Source organism: Psychrobacter sp. JB193, from assembly GCF_002285555.1.
Lineage (GTDB): Bacteria > Pseudomonadota > Gammaproteobacteria > Pseudomonadales > Moraxellaceae > Psychrobacter > Psychrobacter alimentarius.
In genome coordinates this window covers 916,987-937,573 of sequence record NZ_NRGY01000002.1, presented here as the reverse complement: position 1 = coordinate 937,573, position 20,587 = coordinate 916,987, and the positions used below count along the sequence as shown (strand labels likewise).

Genomic DNA, 20,587 nt, shown 5'->3' with positions numbered 1-20,587 from the left:
AGCCACTGTGAATTCATGAGTATTACTCAATAAAGCTTGTTGGGTAATACTCATTATCCGATAAGTTATAAGGACCCAGATGAATGCAAAGTTTTAATCATTTAATCACGACCCGACCTCATGAGGTACGGCAAGTATTGATTAGCGACCTGCATTTATCGTTAGATGAGCCTGCCCTAGTGCAGGCTTTTTTGGCACTGCTTGATGACTGCCTTGCTCTGCCCGCGCTCAAACGCTTATTCATTTTAGGTGATTGGTTTGAGGTATGGCTGGGTGATGATGTGTATCTGTCCCTATTAAAAGAGAAAAGGTCAGATGAGGCACGTCAAGGGCATTGGTTGACGCCCCTTATCATTAAGTTAAAACAATTGCGCATACAGGGCTGTGAGATACTGGTTATGCATGGCAATCGTGATTTTCTATTGGGTCGAGGGTTTTGTCATTTATTCGGTGGTGAGTTGATTGAAGAGCCTTATAACTTAACAGTCGGACAGCAATACTATCGCTTAGAACATGGCGATGCCTTGTGCACTGATGATAAAAAGTATCAGCTGTTTCGCCGAGTCATGCGTCATCGTATGACACAGTGGTATTTGCTCAACAAATCCTTAGAAAAACGCTTGGCCATCGCGGATAAAATGCGTAAAAACAGTCAGCAAAATAATGCCAATAAAGCGGCTTATATTATGGATGTTAATGATGATGCAGTCGCTACCGTCATGACAAATAATGATGCCTTACTACACGGGCACACCCACAGACCTGCTATTCACCCAATCGCTAATGGTAAAAAACGTTATGTACTTGGTGATTGGCGTCTGCTCGGTAAAGACAAACGTCAACCAACAGTCAGTGCCGTGATTGGGGTCATTACTTCGCCACGAAACTCAAACGATGACGCTCAATTTGATTTAATAGAATTTAATTTTAAAATCGTTTAGTAGCGTGCGTTCACTTCAAAATAATTTGCTCTAACACAATTTAATCTAAAACAAAGAGGGTCTGTCGCTAATGCAACAGACCCTCTTTTGATGGCTGCTTCTTTCCATTTTTTAGCCGATAGCCAGTTTATTTTAGAAGCGATACATTGAGATTGAGATTGAGAGTGTGACTGGAATAAATTTTTTGCAGCCTCTGTCGGCAACGCCGCAGCAAGCAAAAAAAATTTGTACCAGTCATACGTTACTATCTCTGCAAATGGTTTTTTTCTTATTAGTCTTAAGGCATCAATTTAAAGAAATGTTGGCGATAATGTTTTAGCTCACGAATAGAGTCACGGATATCATCCAATGCCAAATGGCTGCCACCTTTCTCAAAACTTCTCAAAATATCAGGACGCCAGCGGAAACAAAGCTCTTTGATGGAAGACACATCAAGATTACGATAGTGAAAGAACTTCTCAAGCTCTGGCATTTGACGCGCCATAAAGCGGCGATCTTGACAGATAGAGTTACCACACATGGGCGATTTACCACTATCGACCCATTTGTTTAAGAACTTAAGTGTTTCCGCTTCTGCTTCTGCTAGCGTCACGGTACTACGGCGTACACGATCGACCAATCCTGACTGACCATGCTGCTTGGTATTCCAATCATCCATCTTATTTAAGACTTGATCCGATACCTTAATCGCAAAAACAGGGCCTTCAGCAAGGACATTCAAATCCTCATCAGTAACAACGGTAGCAATCTCGATAATCTCATCATTTAAGGTATCGAGTCCGGTCATCTCTAGGTCAATCCATACCAACCCTTTTTTGCCTTGATTTTTGATTTTAATCTTATTGGGATGGTCGCCGGTGGTCATAAAATATCCTATGTTCAATGAAGTTTGAGACAAAATTGCTGAGCGCCTACGAGTTTAGAATAAGTAAAATATTACAAAACCACTGTCAGTCATAGGCGCTTTAGGCTGTATGTTAGCAAATTTTCACGCTACACTTAGCAATATTTTTTTAATAGGTCAAAACCCATGGCATTAATCCGGCAACGCAAACTCACCAAACAACAGATTCGTCGTATCGACAAGCAGCAGCTGGCAAGTCAAGACAGCATCGATGACAGTTTGATGGATGGTGTGGTCATGGCGCATTACGGCAAACAGCTAGAAGTCCAAGTGACCAGCTTGCCTGCTGTGATACCCGTGCAGCCGGAGATTGCGCCTGATGATCCAGAGCCGTTCTGGCAGACTCTTGAATTGGGCGATATCTGGCGCTGTCATGTGCGCACCAACTTGCCTATGCTTGCGGCAGGCGATCATGTGCGCTGGAGCGCGGATTCTAATACGGGCTTTGGACGTATTGAAGCGGTTAAGCCACGCACCTCTCTTGTCTCGCGCCCAGATCGTTATCATAAGCTCAAGCCGGTTGCTGCCAATGTTGACATCCTTGCTATCGTGTTCGCGCCCCTGCCAGCTGCTGCTCCTACGCTCATAGATCGCTACTTGGTCGTTTGCCATCATGCTGGCGTCAAGCCATTACTGGTATTAAACAAAGCAGATCTGCTAGCACAAGAAAATGGTGTCAATACCAATGAGCTACTGGCGCAATATGCCGCCCTTGGTTATGAGAGCGTGCTTACCTCTGTTGATTGTCCTGAGAATATTGCTGATAATGATGAGCAAATAGGACTCGATGAATTAAAGCGCTACATAGACAAAAAGTTGGTTATCTTTGCCGGACAATCGGGCGTCGGTAAGAGCAGTTTGATCAATGCGCTGTTGCCTGACTCAGGTCAAAGCGTCAATGTCATCTCTGAAAACTCCCAACTTGGACAACATACGACGACGACCAGCCGCTTGCTACCATTCAATCCAGACGATTTAACCCAAGGCGGTATCGTTGATACGCCCGGTATTCGTGAATATGGTATTTGGCACTTAACCCCTGATGACATCATTTCAGGCTTCGTTGAGCTTGCACCACTGGCTGGCGATTGCCAATTCCGTGACTGTCGCCATACTCATAACAGTAAAGGCTGCGCCCTTTGGCAAGCAGTGGCTGATGGTACAGTCTTGCAACGCCGCGTTGAAAACTTGGTTACGCTCAGAGAAGAGGCGGATACCAAGCCTTACTAAGCATTGCTTTATTAAGGGTTAAACGCAAGGTTGGTCATCACACGTTTACTATAGACGACCTTATCGGTATAATAGCGCCTTGTTCAATTCGTTAGGCTGTCTTCTCAGCTTAATAGAACACTTATTTTTTTGGAGGTATGGTTTGGATCGTGCGCTGGAATTTGTGGGCAACCACCCGTTTTTATTTGGTATATTAGCCGTGCTTGCTATACTGTTTTTTGCCATTGAGAACAAACGTAGCGGTAGAAAAATATCGCCCAACACGCTTGGTATGATGGTTAACTCTCAAAACGCGCAGATCATTGATATTCGCGACAAAAAGAAGTTTGCCACAGGATATATTCAAGGCAGCCGCAACATACCTTTTTCTGAGCTAAAAGATCGTGTCAGTGAGATTCGCGCAATTGAGCAGCCTGTGATTATTATTTGTGATATGGGTGTGCAAGCAGGCGCTGCGATTCAGATGATTGGTAAAGAAAATGTTTACCGCTTAGACGGTGGCGTTGGTGGCTGGCAAGGTGCTGGTATGCCATTGGTTGGTCCAAAGGATGTATCGTCTAAAAATAAAGGCAAAGCCAAACCAAGTTTGCATAAATGATTAGACAAAGCACCGAATACGTACTTTTTGATGGTTTATTAACTGGTAGTTATTTGTCTAGCGGCTATTTGAGAGTTGATCGTTAATGAGTTAATTAATAGGCGCGTAAAAAAGACACCTTACTAAGAGGTGTCTTTTTTTATGTGGCATTTATGCTACTGTTCAACCTTTTATATACGCTTAACTTGAATTTATAAGGCTTATCCCCACTTTAATACTGAGTATCAACAAACCTAACTGACGGTAACGGCTTATAATAATTTTTATCCAATGATTGTTTATAACAACAGGGTTACCTCATAAACTTATAAATAAGGATTTATCATGACTGTATCTGTTAAAGTCTATACGACCCCTATCTGCCCATACTGCTCAAACGCTAAGCAACTGCTACAATCTAAAGGCGTTAACTACGAAGAGATTGGTATGCACGACATGAGCAGTGAAGAGCGCCAAGCTTTGATGAAAAAAACCAATAACTATCGTACGGTTCCTCAAATCTTTGTTGGTGAGACTTTTGTTGGTGGCTTTGATGAGCTGAATCAAATGAACCAGCAAGGCAAGCTTGACGAACTACTAGCGGGTTAATTGATCATTCTTCTTGACTGTCTGTCTTCATCTAGGTAAAGATGGACAGATTATGAATAGAAGGCAATGCTAAAAAATGTCGAGATACACTCTCGATTTATATTACAATGTTATTTTATAAAACGACCGTTTGATCCATTATTTGATTTAACTTTAGAGGAATTATCATGGCTGACGCACAACCACAATTGGCATTAGAACGCATTTACGTAAAAGATATGTCACTTGAAGTACCAGGCGCTGAAGTATTCACCAAAGAGTGGAACCCAGAGCTTGATATCAACCTTTCAAGCAATGCTGAAAAACTTGATGACGATCATTATCAAATCATTTTGACAGTAAGCGTTACGGCTAAAAATGCTGATGAAGCTGCATTTATTGCCGAAGTCCATCAAGCGGGGATTTTCTTATTAAAAGATATTCCTGAAGATCAAATTGGTCAAATTTTGGGTGCATACTGCCCTAACGTTTTATTCCCATATGCTCGTGAAGTCATCAGTGATATCGTGACACGGGGTAGTTTCCCGCAACTATTGCTTGCACCAGTAAACTTCGATCAAGCATACGCACAAAGCCAACAGCAAGCTCAAGTAGATGCTGAAGGCAATGCTTAAGTCTTGATGTGCTAATGTATTACTGCTACAGTCAATACATTTGACAAAAAGCCGTCTACCTATTTGGGTAGGCGGCTTTTTTTTAGTTATGTTTTGACATTAAATTTGAAAAAAACTGTCAATGAGCTTTCAATAAAAAAACCCCGACTGTATAAAGTCGAGGTCTCATTTTTATGACAGCTGTTATATCGTAGGATATTAGCCTTTTAATGCAGACAAAATCTGCTGCTTAACGTCATCAATACCTTGTGTACCATCAAACTTATTGTATTTAGGCGCATCATCGCCCTCTTCAGCTTTTTCTTGATAAAAACCAACCAAGGCTGATGTTTGCTCATGATAAGTAGCCAAGCGATCACGAATCGTCGACTCTTTATCGTCTTCACGCTGAATCAAGGCTTCACCAGTCACATCGTCAATTCCTTCTTGCTTAGGTGGATTGTGATGAATATGATAAACACGACCTGAATTTGGATGCTGGCGACGACCAGACAAACGGTTCACAATCTCATCATCAGGAACACTGATTTCAACCACATGGTTAATCGCGACATCTGCATCTGCAAGCGCTTGGGCTTGCGGAATAGTACGCGGGAAACCATCAAAGATACAACCGTTGACACAGTCAGGCTTAGCGATACGTTCTTTCACTAGGTTAATAATAAGGTCATCAGAAACCAAACCGCCAGCATTCATGATATCTTTGGCTTGTTTGCCAAGCTCACTGCCTTCTTTGATCGCTGCACGCAGCATATCGCCAGTTGAGATTTGTGGGATATCAAATTCTTTAGAAATAAACTGAGCTTGAGTGCCTTTACCAGCGCCTGGTGGACCTAGCAAAATAATACGCATCATTATGCGACTCTCCTTAATAGATAAGATTTTGGGATTGATAAAACTTTGGGATTGGTTGATTGCAGAACCACCTTACCTTGTGACTCTACAAACCTCAAGTATTTTCACGATTGCCGTGATAAGTTGCTATGACTTATCTGTTCATATAACGTTGTTGCACGCTCGTTTAACGTGCAACAAGGCATTCGCAATGTGCATTAACAGCAGACATCTTATGGTATTTGCTGATTAATTTCCACATTGACTTGGTCTTGATCAGCACTAATCACAACCGGGTTACCCGATAGATCTCCTGATTCTGCGCTTGCTGTACCACTATGACTGATGCGGGCGATAACGGCTAACTGCACTTTATCAGATCTGGCAGATTGCAAGGTACGTTCTGGCATCATGGCATCAAGATCACTTAGGCTAATAACTGCTTCACCTTGTTTGATCACACTGATAGGTAGACGCTTAGCAGCAAATGGTGGCCCACCTTTTACATCACGTATCGCAACAAACAATACATCATCACCTTTCACCAGTGGCAGCAAGCTTGCATTAACTCTCACTGTCACCTCAACACCTTCAGAGGCTTGCTGCTGCTGCGCGCTCACGTTGGCGCTTAATTCATCTAAACTTTGTAGCGCTTGAGAATGGTCGCCTGGTTTGGCTGCAATATTACCACGCAGACGCTTAATCCAGCCTTGTGCTTGCTCAAAGTTATTACTACGTGCCTCTCCCATTGCCATTAGCATTTGTGCCCCTTCATGGTCTGGGTTTTTAGCCAATACATCTTGCAGCACGCGGCGGCTACTATCGTCTAATTGGCCTTTATTGGCAAAGAAGCTAATCTGAGCATAAGTAGTGGCAATCTCTTCATTGTCTGGCGATAAACGATACGCGCGCGATAAAGACTCTATCGCTGAATCAGTTGCTTCTAATGACAGAAATAGCTCTGACAAGCGCATCCAGCGATTGGGGTCATCAGCATGGCGATAGACATTAGTCTGCATGGCACTGATCAATTGTGTGCCATCTTCAATTGCCCAAGCTGGTGGCTGATCAATTTTACCCGTCAATAAATCATCGGCAACTTGACCAACTTTGTCCTCGCTTGCCCAAAGTTCAAATACGGGCGTACGATCGCTGACCATTAGATAGGCCATAGCTGTCAATACGGGCACCCAAACTATGATAATTAACCGGCTTTTTATACCAGGTGCCACCATGGGCGTGACTTCACGCTGAGCATCCAAAAGCTGGCGCTCAAGCTCGAGTTTTTGGTTTTGATAATGGGTGTCATCAATGACACCACTGTCTTTATCTGTTTTGAGTTCTGCAAGACGCTCGCGAAACACAGCAACATTGATATCTAATAATTGATTGTCCACAGGAGTTTGTTGCGCACGTGAAGCTCTTAGCCACGGTATGATAGCAATTACCGCGAAGACTAGAGCGATAAGTAAGCTTAAAGCAATGAATAGGCCAACAGTAGAGAATAGGGTCATTTTTTGTCCTCAAGGCTTGTGGTATCGTGATCATCTTCTTTACCACTATCAGTACGTGATAAGAGGCGGTCAAGTTGAGCTCTTTCGGCAACAGATAGAGCAGCAGCGGCACTTTCTACCTTTACTCCGTTCTCTCCACTGGCAACAAGCTGACGCCGTTTGCTTTGCCAAAACCATCCTATCAACAAAACGATGAGCAACAATGGTGGGAAAAACCACAAGACCCATGTTGATGGGCGTACAGGTGGCTTATAGCTGATAAAATCACCATAACGCTCCTGCATATAAGAACGAATTTCACCATCACTACGACCATCTTTTACCATATCGTAGGTCTTTTGCTTTAAGTCTTGGGCAATGGGTGCATCAGAACCTGCAAGGTTTTGATTTTGGCATTTTGGGCAGCGCAGCTCTTCGATAAGACCACGATACTGAGCCTCTTGTTGTTCAGAGTCAAAATCGTAGACATCAATTGCAGCATAAGTTGTGGCACTCAGCAGGCACGCTATAATTAAGCTTGCCAGCTGTAAGATAATGGGCTTCACATTGGCTTTCACTTACACACCTCCCCAATCTGCTTCGTATCTGGGCTGACGTTATTATTATTGGCATCATTAAGTACCATCAGGCAAGGCGCGATTCGACTTTGCCAGTTGCTCTCATTAATCTCACCAATAATATGTTGACGAATAATCCCTTCACCATCGACAACGAACGTTTCAGGTGCACCTGTCAAGCCTAAATCTAAGGCAAACTGCCCTGATAAATCCTGAATCGACATTGAAAACGGATCCCCACCTCGGTTTAGATATCCCAAGGCATCACCAATCTCATCTTTATAGTTGATGCCCACCAGGTTGACACCGCGTTCTTCTAACTGCATCAAAAAAGGATGTTCAATCACACAAGTGGGACACCAAGAGCCCCATATATTCATCAAGAAAGGTTTGTCAGGCAAGTTCTCATTGGTCATGATACGGCTGGTATCGGATAATAAAGGGAGCTCAAACGCTGGTACTGGACGCTCAAGCGCCGTATTGGTCACAATATCAGTCGGTTGCCCTAGGCGCATATATAACATGACAATCAAACCAATGAAGACGATCAATGGAATCAAAAACCACAATCTAAGCTGCTTTTTATTCATGGTTTTAGGGTTATTTACCTTATGGTGCCCAGCTTTTTGATCAGAAGAATTGTTTGACGTGCTCATCTCAATTGCCTCCCATCTTTGTCACGGGTATTTCAGACTCAGTGACGGGACGAGCGCCAGACTTTTCAGGCATGATTTGCATCGGTGTCTTGGTTTTCTTAATACGATAACGATTGTCAATAATACTTAGCAAGGCACCGAACGCCATAATCAGCGCACCCAGCCATATCCAACGAATCAGCGGTTTGACGTAAATACGGAACGCCCATTCATTGCTGTTTTCGGCGATAGGCTCACCAAGCGCTACATATACATCACGCAAAAGAGTGGCGTCAATCGCAGCTTCTGTCATCGGCATCATACTGATAATAAAGTTACGTTTTTCAGGATATAAGGTAGTCACCTCTTGACCATCTTTGCTAATGGCCACCTCCGCTTGTGTGGCATCAAAGTTACTGCCTTTGACTTCACGGAAACCTTTTACGACAAAATCATAGCCCTGAACATGGACACTATCATTTGGTGCCAATGCCACATCACGCTCAATGCTCAACGTAGTTGTAAAGGCCACACCAATAACAGCAATAATCACACCGATATGCGCTATCTGTTGACCCCAATAGCTCAGACGTAGTTGACGCAAACCTGTCAAACGACTGGATGCATTTTTGGTCTTGTCTTTAAGATCGACGACCATCCATAGCAGTACCCAAAAACTGATCGCTAAGGTCACGCCAATATTGAGCATCTCTGATAGACTGACAAAATAGGCAATAATCGCTGCTAATACTAGACTGCTTACTGCGATGATCATGCCAGCACCCAAAAGCGGGCGACTGTCTTTTTTCCAGCGAATATTAGACCCCATGCCCATCGCTATCAATAGCAACCAAGTAAGAGGCACAAATAGTGCATTAAAGTAAGGAGGACCAACTGATACCTGACCCAAATTAAAAGAGTCAGCGATAATGGGATATAGCGTACCAAGTAAAACAACCAAGGTCGCAATCAGAAGAATGACATTATTAATGACTAAAAATGACTCACGTGAAATCAGCTGATATTGACTTTCAACCGTCAAACGCCAGCCACGTATGGCAAACATCAATAGGCCGCCCCCGATGATCACACCAAGGATCACTAAGATGACCAGACCACGCGTTGGGTCAGCAGCGAATGAGTGTACGGAGGTAATGACTCCTGAGCGTACTAAGAAAGTACCAAGCAAACTCAGTGCAAAAGCAAAAATCGCTAGCATGATTGTCCATGCTTTAAATACACCACGCTTTTCAGTGACTGCCAGCGAATGTAGCAACGCCGTACCTGCCAGCCATGGCATCAAAGAAGCATTTTCTACTGGATCCCAGAACCACCAACCGCCCCAGCCAAGCTCATAATAAGCCCACCACGAACCAAGCGCGATACCAACGGTCAAAAAGCCCCAAGCAGCCAATGCCCATGGACGCGACCAGCGAGTCCAGACTGCATCCAAACGCCCTTCCCATAATGCCGCCATACAAAAAGCAAATGGCACAACTAAGCCCACATAACCCATATAAAGCATGGGCGGATGAATGATTAAACCGAAATCTTGCAATACAGGGTTTAAGTCTGCGCCATCGACAGGCAAATTGGGCAATGTGCGCTCAAATGGCGAAGACGTAAAAATAAGCATCGCAAGCATCATTGCCTGCACGCCAGCTAAAATAACCAATACTCGTGCACGCATGGATAACGGTAGACCACGGCTAAAATAAGACACCAAGGCGCACCAAGTCGCCATAATGGTCATCCAAAGCAGTAGGGAGCCTTCATGCCCACCCCAAGTCGCTGATAATTTGTAGTACCAAGGCAATAAGGTATTAGAATGTTGAGTGACATAGACTAAGCTAAAGTCATTATAATAAAAGCCTGCCATCAGCGCAGCAAACGAAGTAATCATGGCAGCAAATTGTGCCCATGCAAGACTTGGCGCAAGACGTTGCCAAGCAACGTGATCACGCATGACACCAATAGTCGGTAACACCACCTGCAAAATCGCCAACATAAAGGCGGCTAGCAAGGCAAAATAACCCAATTCTGTGATTAACATACGGTCTAACCCTGTTTACCTTAGTACGGTCATTGTTTATTTTAGGGATTGGTAATTTGGAGTAGTAAAACTGTCCGATATTCGCTATTGCTGTTGACGATGGCCACAGCAATATCAGAGACTTACAGCAGGGTACATTAGCGTTAACTTGTCACGTTTTTGTATCCACTCTGTATTTGATGTGTGTAAAAAATAAAAAACTTATTGATTATTGCATGGATGGAAAAAACACCAAGACAAGATGCAGCCAACCCGCCAAGAATCCTGTTAAGCCCCCTAAAATAATTAGAGTCATCTCATCTTCTCGGAATGCGGGACGCAATAAGTTTTGAAACTCATTGGGCGTCAATGCACGTATTCGATCACGGAACAGACCAAATATCTTACTGGCACGGCTTTCGTTCAGTTCAGGATCACGCAGCGGTACCATGGTTGCAATAATAGATTTATCAATAATGGTATTTTTTAATTGACCATATTCTCGGCGACCCAGCCCCACACGCAATGTAGTACTAATGACTGGCGACTCTAGTACCTTATAGAGATGCGATTTCATCAAATCTCGCGTCTGTGCAGCACGTTCACCATACATCATCTCATTCATGATATTTTCAAGTGTGACCAAATCCTTGACGACGATCTCAGCAAAAACCTCAGATACTTCTTCTTGTCGCTTCATAAAACCGCCTTGTAGGCGATACTGTGCGATATGCGGTATCTGTGGCTTAATAAATGGGAAATGGCGTTGGACAGTAAAAAGCTTTAAATAAGGAATAAAACGCGGTTCGACTGGATTAAACACCATCCAAATAGCGATCCAATTGGTCAAAAAGCCCCAAATCGCAGCAAAAAACGGTACCGTCCAATGCTGTGGCACCAGCAAAAAGATAAACATCTGAATAATACCGAAAACCAAACCAATCAAAGCACTGATATGCCAAATAAAATTGATCTCTTTTTGACCCACTTTTAAAAACATATTCACCATCAAACGACGATCACTCTCCATCGTATTGACAATCATCTTACGCATATCAACCAAATCTTCGACATGATAAGTCAGGTCAGTCACCAAGGACTGCATAATATTGGGCAATTCTTGATGCGCTTGAGCGTAGACACGACGCTTTAGAGCGTAAGGCAGATTGCCCCACAAGGCTGGTGAATGATCCAGCATGATCTCATCAATCAATACCTCAAGATTTTCATCAACCGTATTGGTAATGAATACCGCCATTTGCTCAGGCTCCATTGCCTGAAAAAACTCATCAAGCGACCCAAGCTTCGATAGCGTCTGATCAACGATGACGCCCGATATTTTACCAGCCTTACGTGGGACGATACCTTGCCAGCCAATACCCGGTAAACCAAAAAACGGGAAATTTGGAATACGGATACCCCAAAACTTGATGGGATAGAACAGCATTTTAAGCGCCATCCATACATGTATCCAAGTAACAAATGCCGTCACTGGTGGGATGGTTAACATGGCAAAAAACTCTGGGTGCTCAGCTATCGTCTGCCACAATGAAGTTGCATCCATGACTTATCTTGCCTCTGGTTGATTGTCATTGCTAATAAACTATCTTTAGCAAATTAGAACGTATTAAGAAATACGCTCCGCCCATAATGGTGTCTATAAGATAAAAAAATGACTATAAATAAATCGCCTGATTTTAGCATACTTGCTACCTATTAGCACAGGTAGACCCTAGCCAAGTTGTGACTAGAGATGACAAGTTTTACCGCTTAACTGTATTGATAAAGCTTTCAAATGGCCTATCCCTGCTGAAACCATTGACAGTGACAAAATAAGTGGGCAAATACTGCGTCCTGTTATTTGTTCTGCTATAATCCGCGGGTAAATGCCAATACCTATTTCTCTACTTTTCTGCCTCTTAATTAATGCATCATAATTGCAAACAAGATCAGTCTATGTGATTGAAATCCTTCGCATTATCCTTTATGCTCACCGCACCTTGGTTCATAAACCCGCTCATGTATCTCTTTTATTGACTCACCGACTGTTTGGGCTTTTACTTTATATGAATAAACCGCTAACTCCCAACACTGAACAGACCAATAGTGTTTTTACCTCTCGTATTATTATCCTTGGGGTTTTAATATTTTTAGGTTTGGGTGGCTTGATCATGCGTTATGGTTATTTACAAGTCTACGCCCACGATAAATACACCACTCAGGCAGATAACAACCGCATTAAACTGATATCTGCGCCGCCCAGCCGCGGTTATATTTATGATCGTAACGGTATCATATTGGCAGACAATCAGCCTGTCTTTACAGCCATGTTAAGCCCTGACGAAGTTGAAAACCCAGAGCGCACGCTACATTTACTTGCGCCTATTTTTGATCTGACAGACAAAGACATTACTGATATTTTGGCTCGTATCAGCAAAAGTAAGAACGATCCTGTCACCATCAAAATCGACTTAACTGAGGCGCAGTTGGCACAGTTTAGCGAGCGTAAGCCTTTTTTTCGCGGCGTCACTATTCAAAGCAAGCTGACACGCTCTTATCCTTATGATGAGTTGTTTGCACATGTCATTGGTTATGTGGGCCGTATCAATGACAAAGAGAGCAAACGCATTGATAAAGACAAATACGCGGGTACTGACCTGATTGGTAAAATTGGTATCGAAGACTATTATGAAGATATTCTATTGGGCCAGCCGGGTTATCAATCTGTAGAGACTGATGCGCACGGCAATATTTTACGGCAATTAGATACTAAGCCGCCTGTCTCTGGTAACGACATCACTTTGAGTTTAGATTACGGCTTACAAACCGTGGCTCAACAACAGCTAGATGGACGTCGCGGTGCGATTGTCGCCATTGATCCAAAGAATGGCGATGTACTGGCATTTGTCAGCAACCCAAGCTATGACCCCAATCCTTTTATTTCAGGCATCTCTTTTAAAGACTACGGCGCACTACAAGAAGATCCTGACGAACCATTATACAACCGAGCCTTACAAGGTATGTATCCACCTGGCTCAACCATTAAACCTTTTGAAGGCTTAGGCGGTATTCATTATGGTTTACGCAATTGGGACACCACCATCTACGATCCCGGCTATTTTAGCTTACCAGGAGATTCACATCGTTTCCGTGATTGGAAACGTGGCGGTCATGGCACGGTGGATCTGAAAAAATCTATCGTCATGTCAGTTGATACTTATTATTATAAATTGGCCTACGAGATGGGCATCCAGCGCCTTCATGACTGGATGGTGCGGTTTGGGTTTGGTGACCAGACTGGTATCGACTTACCCAACGAAAAATCAGGAATCATGCCATCACCCAAATGGAAAAAAGACACTTATGATAAAGGGTGGTTACCTGGCGAAACCATCTCAGTCAGTATTGGACAAGGTTATTTCTTAGCCACGCCACTACAGATTGCCAATGCAACTGCCATGACGGCAAACAAAGGCTATCACATTACCCCTCACCTATTAAAAAGCAGTGACGGGGCAGCAAAAGTCAACGTCATCACCAAACCTGATGGCAAAATTGATTATAATGGTAAGCCCTCTGACTGGGTACGCATGCATGAAGCAATGGAAGCAACTGTGAAAAGTGGTACAGCACGCCGCGCTTATAATCCAAAGTATCGTATAGCAGGTAAATCTGGAACCGCGCAGGTCAAATCCATTGCCCAAGGTAAACGTTATAATAAAGCCGCGCTAGATTCGCGTCACTGGGATCACGCTTGGTTCAATGGCTTTGCACCTGTAGATGATCCTCAGATTGCTCTTGCTGTATTGGTCGAAAACGGTGGTGGTGGTGGTGCCGTGGCCGCCCCCATCGGTCGTGAGCTTTTTGATTATTGGGTATTGCAACGTAAAACCAATCCTATTTTGCCACCAACCGCAGATGAGCTTCGTGCCATCAAACACCAAAAAGCATTAGACAAGGCGGCGCGTGATGCTATTCGTGATAAAGAGGCAAAAGCATTAGAAGAAAAAGAAGCCCTAGCAGCTGCTGCGTCAACATCTGAGTAAGAGACGGTGAAAGAGACCTGTTATGACCAAACCTTCAAACGGCCGCGAGCCAAAGAGAAACACTAAAGTCAAAAAAAATACAGCAGCAGGCGATGTACGTATCATTGGCGGTCAGTTTAAACGTCGTATCGTCCATTTCGTCGAGGCTGACGGTCTACGTCCAACACCAGATCGTTTGCGTGAGACGTTGTTTAATTGGCTGCTGGCTGATATTCATGGTGCGTATGTACTTGATAGTTGTGCTGGTAGCGGTGTACTAGGATTTGAAGCATTATCACGAGGCGCTGCCCACTCAACTTTTATTGAAGTCAATCCAGCGCAGAGTCATATGCTACGTCAAAGTGCTGACCAACTAAGACTCGATGCAACCACTTATCAAGTCATTCAGGGCACAGCTGAGCAAGTCTTGACTCAAAATCAATTGGTTCCACGTCATTTTGATTTGGTTTTCATTGACCCGCCTTATGCGCAGGATTTGTGGCAACCTATTTTGATGGCATTAATCACCCAGTCGCTCATCAATACCGATACCTTGATTTATCTCGAAGCTGATAAAGAATTAGAAGATCAATTGATACAACTGGCAAATACCCTTAATAAAAATGTGACTGCACCGCACCAAGCAACACTAAAAGCAGTTGGCTTTGACTGTTTAAAACAAACCAAAGTTGGACAAGTTGTCGCTGGACTTTATCGACTATCATCGTCATAATTGTGTAGTATTTGTTAAAAATGTCTAAAACCGCTTAAAAACTGGCCCAACGCTGCAGTTAAATGTATATAAGGCAAAAATAAACCCCAATGCAGCTTGCAAGCGTAGGCGCTACTGCTTATAATGTGCAGTCTGTTTTTTGAGAGCCCCGTTCCCAGCTAAACTCTCAACGAATTCTAATTTTAAGGTTTTATCATGAAAACACTTAGTGCAAAACCAGCTGAAGTGACCCATGACTGGTATGTCGTAGATGCTGACGGCAAAACCCTTGGTCGCTTGGCTACTCAAATCGCTAGTCGCTTACGTGGCAAGCATAAGACGTCTTATACTCCACACGTAGATACTGGTGACTTCATTGTTGTCATCAATGCGGAAAAAATCGCGGTAACGGGTAAAAAAGCACAAGACAAAAAGTATTATCGTCACACTGGTTACCCAGGCGGTATTAAAGAAACCAACTTCACGAAGCTGATTGCACATAAGCCTGAAGATGTTCTACACAAAGCAGTTAAGGGTATGCTTCCAAAAGGCCCTCTTGGCTATGCAATGATCAAGAAGCTAAAGCTATATGCGGGTACTGAACATCCACATACTGCACAGCAACCTAAAGAACTAGACATCTAAGGATATACTTATGGAACGCAATTACGGAACTGGTCGCCGCAAGACGTCTACTGCTCGTGTATTTTTATCAAAAGGTACTGGCAGCATCGTTGTTAACGGTAAGCCACTTGACGAATACTTCAGCCGCGAAACTTCACGCATGGTTGTTCGCCAGCCTCTAGAACTACTAGATTCTGCTAACTCATACGATTTGTATGTGACTGTTGCAGGCGGTGGTATCAGTGGTCAAGCGGGTGCAATTCGCCACGGTATCACACGTGCATTAATCGAAGCTGACGAAACTTTAAAGCCTGCCCTAAAAGCAGCTGGTTTTGTTACTCGTGATTCACGTCAAGTTGAACGTAAGAAATTGGGTCTACGTAAAGCACGTAAACGTCCACAATTCTCAAAACGTTAATCAAAGCTCTCGCTTATTTTCTTGTTTCTGTTGGCTTTTTCTCGGAGCCACAGTATCAGTCTTAGATAAGCGTGTAGATTTGCAAAACCTTATAAGCTGGTCACAGCTTGTAAGGTTTTTTTATGTCTATATATAGCTCTTGGAGTGACAATGGGTTATTTAGATAGCGTTGGTTTACAATTTAAGCTGTTGTTTTCCTCACCAGGGCATCGACATTAATTATGCCTGACAGATGCCTCTTAGCGATTTTGACTTGCAAAGCACTTGACGCTACCCCATCATAATACTAAATTTTTATCATTAGCCTCAATGCCATAAGATAGCTATAACCCGATGCCATAAACCGTGCTGCAAAAGGATATTATGAAAGCGCCTGAACAATACGACCCCAGCAAATCTTCTTCAAAAAATCATATATCACCAAGTATCCAGCAGTCGATCAAATCGCCTGCCATACCTACTGGCACGCCAACGATTAAGCAAACTCATAAGCGTACAGCACACGCTGAGAAAAAGCCCTTTCAAAAACAGTTTTTATTACCGAAATACTGGGGTATTTGGTTACTGTTTTTTATTATGCTACCCATGATGTATTTGCCCCTTCGTTGGCAGTTTTGGTTGGGACGTAAGCTTGGCATCTTATGTTATAAAATTGCAGGCTCGCGTCGCCGTGATACGTTAATCAACCTCAAGCTTGCCTTTCCAGAAAAGCCTGAAGCTGAGCGTGAACTAATGGCAAAACAAGTCTTTGTCAATCAAGGCATCGGTGTGTTCGAGACCTTATGCGCATGGTTTCGTCCAGATGTTTTCACTCGTACTGTTTCTATCTCTGGACTACAACACATCGTCAACGCTCAAAAAGACAATCGACCGGTTATCTTATTAGGGGCTCATTATACGATGCTTGATTTGGGTGGCTTATTTTGTGCCCAGTTTTTCCCTGTCGATTGTATGTATCGCACACAGAACAATCCTCTGCTCGACTGGTTTATTTATAATGGTCGTACCAGCATTTTTGGTAAGCAAATTTCTAGCCGTGATATGCGCAGTTTGGTCAGTTCAATCAAGGCTGGGCACGTCATTTGGTACTCCCCTGACCAAGACTATGGCCTAAAACAAGGGGTCATGGCACCATTTTTTGGCGTGCCCGCTGCCACGATTACTGCGTCACGTCGCATGGCCAAATTGGGCAGCAAAGATCACCCACCTGCTGTTATGGCATTGCACACTTATCGTCAAACGCCAGACAATCTGCCACGTGGTAAACGTCCCCACTATCATCTAACCATTACGCCTGAGCTGGATAACTATCCAAGCAACGATGAAGTCGCTGATGCTACTCGCGTCAATGAAGTGTTAGAAGGACTAATTCGTATTGATCCTACTCAGTGGATGTGGTTTCATCGCCGTTTTAAACACGGACCCAATGGACGTACCAATATCTATAAGTAGGACTTTATTCCCAAGAAAAATACTAGGGAAATTTGCTATACTTTGTGCCTAATATTTTGCGTCATTCAAAACACACAATGACCAATGCATTGATAATAACTTGATAAATAAAGTAATGGATTCCACATGAGTAATAACAGCACTCCTAATGAGCAGACTTCTGCCAGCTTAACCGAAGCCAAGCGTATCTTGACTGGCATCAAACCGACTGGTATCCCGCATTTGGGTAATTATGTCGGTGCCATTCGTCCAGCAATCGAATCGATCCAAAATAGCGATCATGAAGCGTTTTTCTTTTTAGCTGATTATCACGGCATTATTGGTTGTTATGATCCAGCTATTATTCATGAGTCCACAAAGGTGATTGCAGCCACATGGATTGCGTGTGGCCTAGATCCTGAACGCGTCACCTTTTATCGTCAGTCAGACGTACCTGAGATTCCAGAACTGGCTTGGATTTTGAATTGTTCGTGCGCAAAAGGTCTGATGAACCGCGCTCACGCTTATAAAGCATCAGTCGATATTAATATGGAGAAAGCCGATGTCGATCCTGATCAAGGCGTGACCATGGGTCTGTTTGGTTATCCTGTATTGATGGCCGCTGACATTTTGATGTTCAATGCCACGCACGTCCCAGTTGGTCGCGATCAAGTACAGCATATTGAGATGGCGCGTGACATTGCAGGCACCTTTAATCATCGCTACAAGACTCTATTTACCTTACCATCTGCTGTCGTTGATAACGACATTCCGTTATTGACAGGACTTGATGGTCGTAAAATGAGCAAAAGCTATAGCAATACCATTCCCTTATTTGGCGAGCCTAATTCGCAAGTGAGCTCCGAAAAGCAAATGCACAAAGCTATCATGAAAATCGTGACCAACTCACAGTTGCCTGATGAGCCAAAAGATCCTGACGACTCAGCGCTGTTTGAGATATATAAAGCGTTTGCCACGCCTGAAGAAATCGCCGATATGCGTGCGCAGTATCTGGCAGGTATTGGCTGGGGTGATGCCAAGCAAGCCTTGTTCGACAAAATTAATACCGAGATTGCCCCATTCCGCGCGCGTTATGAAGAACTCATGGCCAATCCAAAAGAGCTAGAAGAAATCTTGCAGATGGGGGCAGAAAAAGCGCGTCGTCATAGCCGTAAGCAGCTAGATAAAACGCGTAGAGCCATTGGTATTCGTCCGCTTGCTAAGCTTAAATAAATGATCACGTGTACTATAACTAAAGCAAGCAGCTTTTGAGAAAGCTGCTTTGTCTATGAGTGCTTACTATATGCCTGAACTCTTGAATGATAATGACGTAAAAAATATTAAAGAGCACTCAAAGACTAACGATATGTCCTTGCGCATTTACCAGACGCCCGTACAACACCTTCCAGAAGATCTCTATGTACCACCACAAGCATTTGCTATTTGGTTAGAGCAATTTGCTGGGCCACTGGATTTTTTATTATACTTGGTCAAAAAGAATAACGTTGATTTGACCCAGCTGCCAATATTGCCCATCACTGAGCAATATCTGGCTTATATCAGCGAGCTGGACACAGCCCATTTTGAATTGGCAGGTGATTATTTGCTGATGGCCTCCACTCTTATTGCCATTAAAACTGAGCTATTGTTACCCAAGCCAGAAACGCCGACTGATGAGCGCGACCCCAAAGCAGAGCTTATTGAACGTCTAGAAGAGTATGCGCAGATTAAAGCGGCCAGTCAGCGTTTGGATAACTTGGTGCGTCTCGAGCGAGATGTGTTTTTGGCGATGGTGAGTATGCCAAGTCAAGACGTAATGAATACTGAATTACCCAATTACTCTCCTACCTTGTTGATTGATAGCCTCTTCAAAATGCAGTTACAGCCCGACTATCAGATGCATACCATCAAAGTTGATACTGTACCGCTTGCTGACCGTATTGCCAGTATCAGTCGACAGCTCAGTACTGGAAGTGCTCGCTCCTTTTATGATCTACTAGATAAGTCACAAGGCAAGGTGGGAGTTGTTGTCAGTTTTGTCGCTGTACTCGAATTGATGAAGCGGCAGCTTATTGGTATGGTGAGTGATGATACAGATAATAACCTTTTAGAGGCTGTTGTTGATAACCATCAAGCTGATGCAGATGCTAAATTTGAAAATTTAACCTTTCAATGGCTGGTGTAACAATAACGAGTATCATAAAAATAATCAGCATTGTAGAGATTGTTATGACTGATAACACAATTGTGAAAAAAGAGTACCTAGCTAATGGCAGATGTTGATAACCCAAAGTATGAGAATAAAGCACAGAAACTAATGTCTATCTCTGTGCCTGTATCATCTGAGAAACGCGAAAACTTAGAAGAGATAAGTAGACATATTGAAGTACTACTGCATGCTTCAGAAGCGCCGCTCACTGCTGGTGCGTTGAAGAAACATCTGTCTGTGTCTACAAAAGAATTAGCAGACGCTTTAGGACTATTACAAGAACGGCTAGACACCGGTGTGTTAAAGCTGCATGAGACGGCTAGTGGGTATCGCTTGCAAATCGCCGACAACTACAGCACCCTTATACAGCGCGTTTTTCCTCAGCGTCAAGAACGCCTAAGCCAAGCCTTGCTCGAGACGTTAAGCGTTATTGCTTACAAGCAGCCAGTGACACGCAGCGATATCGAGCATGTACGCGGGGTTACTTTATCCAGCAATATATTAAGGCAGCTATTTGACAAAGGCTGGATCATCGAAAAAGGCCACAAAGATACGTTAGGTCGCCCAGCGCTACTGCATACCACCGCTCAATTCTTAGATGCTTTTGGATTGACGCATTTGAACGAGCTACCACCGATGCCTGATATGGAAGCCATTCAATCGATGTCATAGTGTCAGCACTGTTTGAAAATACATAATTACATTCTGGCAAAATTATTCT

The 20,587-nt window shown here is 43.4% G+C and carries 20 protein-coding genes; 13 read left to right on the top strand and 7 right to left on the bottom strand.

What is annotated here, in order from left to right:
• The first annotated feature begins 83 nt into the window (after positions 1-83).
• On the top strand, positions 84-941 hold the full coding sequence (locus CIK80_RS12025; protein ID WP_095570185.1) for a UDP-2,3-diacylglucosamine diphosphatase: 858 nt from the start codon (positions 84-86) through the stop codon (positions 939-941).
• Between the two features lie 277 nt (positions 942-1,218).
• Here the strand turns inward: CIK80_RS12025 and orn are convergent, their stop codons facing one another.
• The gene (gene orn / locus CIK80_RS12020) at positions 1,219-1,806 is read right to left on the bottom strand and encodes an oligoribonuclease (RefSeq protein WP_062845067.1); all 588 of its coding nucleotides are present in this window, start codon (positions 1,804-1,806) and stop codon (positions 1,219-1,221) included.
• A 165-nt stretch (positions 1,807-1,971) separates the two neighbouring features.
• Between orn and rsgA the strand changes: the two genes are divergently transcribed.
• The 4 genes from rsgA to secB all read left to right on the top strand — a co-directional run bounded on the left by rsgA (position 1,972) and on the right by secB (position 4,875).
• Positions 1,972-3,075: a ribosome small subunit-dependent GTPase A gene (gene rsgA, locus CIK80_RS12015; RefSeq protein WP_062845068.1), complete on the top strand. Its 1,104-nt coding sequence runs from the start codon at positions 1,972-1,974 to the stop codon at positions 3,073-3,075.
• Between the two features lie 142 nt (positions 3,076-3,217).
• A complete protein-coding gene (locus CIK80_RS12010) occupies positions 3,218-3,673 on the top strand; it encodes a rhodanese-like domain-containing protein (protein ID WP_062845069.1) in 456 nt (151 codons plus the stop codon).
• A 324-nt stretch (positions 3,674-3,997) separates the two neighbouring features.
• Entirely contained in the window at positions 3,998-4,261 is a 264-nt protein-coding gene (gene grxC / locus CIK80_RS12005) for a glutaredoxin 3 (protein WP_062845070.1), read from the top strand.
• Positions 4,262-4,428: 167 nt separating this feature from the next.
• The gene (gene secB, locus CIK80_RS12000) at positions 4,429-4,875 is read left to right on the top strand and encodes a protein-export chaperone SecB (RefSeq protein WP_062845071.1); all 447 of its coding nucleotides are present in this window, start codon (positions 4,429-4,431) and stop codon (positions 4,873-4,875) included.
• 198 nt (positions 4,876-5,073) lie between these two features.
• Here secB and adk read toward each other — a convergent pair whose 3' ends face one another.
• From adk to CIK80_RS11970, 6 genes are all read right to left on the bottom strand, one after another.
• Positions 5,074-5,730 (bottom strand): adenylate kinase, encoded by a 657-nt coding sequence (adk, locus tag CIK80_RS11995; RefSeq protein WP_095570184.1) that lies wholly within the window; start codon positions 5,728-5,730, stop codon positions 5,074-5,076.
• Positions 5,731-5,942: 212 nt separating this feature from the next.
• Complete coding sequence (ccmI, locus tag CIK80_RS11990; RefSeq protein ID WP_095570183.1) at positions 5,943-7,223, bottom strand: c-type cytochrome biogenesis protein CcmI; 1,281 nt, start codon at positions 7,221-7,223, stop codon at positions 5,943-5,945.
• Entirely contained in the window at positions 7,220-7,780 is a 561-nt protein-coding gene (locus tag CIK80_RS11985) for a cytochrome c-type biogenesis protein (RefSeq protein ID WP_095570182.1), read from the bottom strand. The genes ccmI and CIK80_RS11985 overlap by 4 nt, the downstream gene beginning before the upstream one ends.
• Positions 7,777-8,436 carry a DsbE family thiol:disulfide interchange protein gene (locus CIK80_RS11980; protein WP_095570181.1) on the bottom strand — a complete coding sequence of 220 codons (660 nt, stop codon included), beginning with the start codon at positions 8,434-8,436 and terminating at the stop codon, positions 7,777-7,779. The genes CIK80_RS11985 and CIK80_RS11980 overlap by 4 nt, the downstream gene beginning before the upstream one ends.
• Position 8,437: 1 nt before the next feature.
• Positions 8,438-10,468 (bottom strand): heme lyase CcmF/NrfE family subunit, encoded by a 2,031-nt coding sequence (locus tag CIK80_RS11975; protein ID WP_095570180.1) that lies wholly within the window; start codon positions 10,466-10,468, stop codon positions 8,438-8,440.
• Between the two features lie 208 nt (positions 10,469-10,676).
• On the bottom strand, positions 10,677-12,011 hold the full coding sequence (locus tag CIK80_RS11970) for a hypothetical protein (RefSeq protein WP_062845076.1): 1,335 nt from the start codon (positions 12,009-12,011) through the stop codon (positions 10,677-10,679).
• 502 nt (positions 12,012-12,513) lie between these two features.
• Here CIK80_RS11970 and mrdA point away from each other — a divergent pair.
• The 8 genes from mrdA (at position 12,514) to scpB (ending at position 20,538) form a co-directional block, all read left to right on the top strand.
• Complete coding sequence (gene mrdA, locus CIK80_RS11965) at positions 12,514-14,493, top strand: penicillin-binding protein 2 (RefSeq protein ID WP_062845077.1); 1,980 nt, start codon at positions 12,514-12,516, stop codon at positions 14,491-14,493.
• A 22-nt stretch (positions 14,494-14,515) separates the two neighbouring features.
• Positions 14,516-15,205 (top strand): 16S rRNA (guanine(966)-N(2))-methyltransferase RsmD, encoded by a 690-nt coding sequence (rsmD, locus tag CIK80_RS11960; protein WP_062845078.1) that lies wholly within the window; start codon positions 14,516-14,518, stop codon positions 15,203-15,205.
• A gap of 195 nt (positions 15,206-15,400) precedes the next feature.
• Positions 15,401-15,829 carry a 50S ribosomal protein L13 gene (rplM, locus tag CIK80_RS11955; protein ID WP_062845079.1) on the top strand — a complete coding sequence of 143 codons (429 nt, stop codon included), beginning with the start codon at positions 15,401-15,403 and terminating at the stop codon, positions 15,827-15,829.
• Between the two features lie 10 nt (positions 15,830-15,839).
• The gene (rpsI, locus tag CIK80_RS11950) at positions 15,840-16,226 is read left to right on the top strand and encodes a 30S ribosomal protein S9 (protein WP_062845080.1); all 387 of its coding nucleotides are present in this window, start codon (positions 15,840-15,842) and stop codon (positions 16,224-16,226) included.
• Between the two features lie 363 nt (positions 16,227-16,589).
• Positions 16,590-17,678: a lipid A biosynthesis acyltransferase gene (locus CIK80_RS11945; RefSeq protein WP_095570179.1), complete on the top strand. Its 1,089-nt coding sequence runs from the start codon at positions 16,590-16,592 to the stop codon at positions 17,676-17,678.
• Positions 17,679-17,804: 126 nt separating this feature from the next.
• Positions 17,805-18,890, top strand: coding sequence for a tryptophan--tRNA ligase (trpS, locus tag CIK80_RS11940; RefSeq protein ID WP_095570178.1), 1,086 nt, complete (start codon positions 17,805-17,807; stop codon positions 18,888-18,890).
• A gap of 133 nt (positions 18,891-19,023) precedes the next feature.
• Positions 19,024-19,842 carry a segregation/condensation protein A gene (locus CIK80_RS11935; protein WP_179288399.1) on the top strand — a complete coding sequence of 273 codons (819 nt, stop codon included), beginning with the start codon at positions 19,024-19,026 and terminating at the stop codon, positions 19,840-19,842.
• Positions 19,843-19,974: 132 nt separating this feature from the next.
• Positions 19,975-20,538 (top strand): SMC-Scp complex subunit ScpB, encoded by a 564-nt coding sequence (scpB, locus tag CIK80_RS11930; RefSeq protein WP_095570400.1) that lies wholly within the window; start codon positions 19,975-19,977, stop codon positions 20,536-20,538.
• The last annotated feature ends 49 nt before the right edge of the window (positions 20,539-20,587 follow it).

Coding starts and splice junctions, on each gene's coding strand:
- scpB (WP_095570400.1), top strand. CDS start 19,975: ATGTCTATCTCTGTGCCTGTATCATCTGAGAAACGCGAAAACTTAGAA.
- orn (WP_062845067.1), bottom strand. CDS start 1,806: ATGACCACCGGCGACCATCCCAATAAGATTAAAATCAAAAATCAAGGC.
- CIK80_RS11980 (WP_095570181.1), bottom strand. CDS start 8,436: ATGAGCACGTCAAACAATTCTTCTGATCAAAAAGCTGGGCACCATAAG.
- ccmI (WP_095570183.1), bottom strand. CDS start 7,223: ATGACCCTATTCTCTACTGTTGGCCTATTCATTGCTTTAAGCTTACTT.
- CIK80_RS12025 (WP_095570185.1), top strand. CDS start 84: ATGCAAAGTTTTAATCATTTAATCACGACCCGACCTCATGAGGTACGG.
- CIK80_RS11970 (WP_062845076.1), bottom strand. CDS start 12,011: ATGGATGCAACTTCATTGTGGCAGACGATAGCTGAGCACCCAGAGTTT.
- CIK80_RS11975 (WP_095570180.1), bottom strand. CDS start 10,468: ATGTTAATCACAGAATTGGGTTATTTTGCCTTGCTAGCCGCCTTTATG.
- rplM (WP_062845079.1), top strand. CDS start 15,401: ATGAAAACACTTAGTGCAAAACCAGCTGAAGTGACCCATGACTGGTAT.
- adk (WP_095570184.1), bottom strand. CDS start 5,730: ATGATGCGTATTATTTTGCTAGGTCCACCAGGCGCTGGTAAAGGCACT.
- grxC (WP_062845070.1), top strand. CDS start 3,998: ATGACTGTATCTGTTAAAGTCTATACGACCCCTATCTGCCCATACTGC.
- rpsI (WP_062845080.1), top strand. CDS start 15,840: ATGGAACGCAATTACGGAACTGGTCGCCGCAAGACGTCTACTGCTCGT.
- secB (WP_062845071.1), top strand. CDS start 4,429: ATGGCTGACGCACAACCACAATTGGCATTAGAACGCATTTACGTAAAA.
- CIK80_RS11935 (WP_179288399.1), top strand. CDS start 19,024: ATGTCCTTGCGCATTTACCAGACGCCCGTACAACACCTTCCAGAAGAT.
- rsgA (WP_062845068.1), top strand. CDS start 1,972: ATGGCATTAATCCGGCAACGCAAACTCACCAAACAACAGATTCGTCGT.
- mrdA (WP_062845077.1), top strand. CDS start 12,514: ATGAATAAACCGCTAACTCCCAACACTGAACAGACCAATAGTGTTTTT.
- trpS (WP_095570178.1), top strand. CDS start 17,805: ATGAGTAATAACAGCACTCCTAATGAGCAGACTTCTGCCAGCTTAACC.
- CIK80_RS11945 (WP_095570179.1), top strand. CDS start 16,590: ATGAAAGCGCCTGAACAATACGACCCCAGCAAATCTTCTTCAAAAAAT.
- rsmD (WP_062845078.1), top strand. CDS start 14,516: ATGACCAAACCTTCAAACGGCCGCGAGCCAAAGAGAAACACTAAAGTC.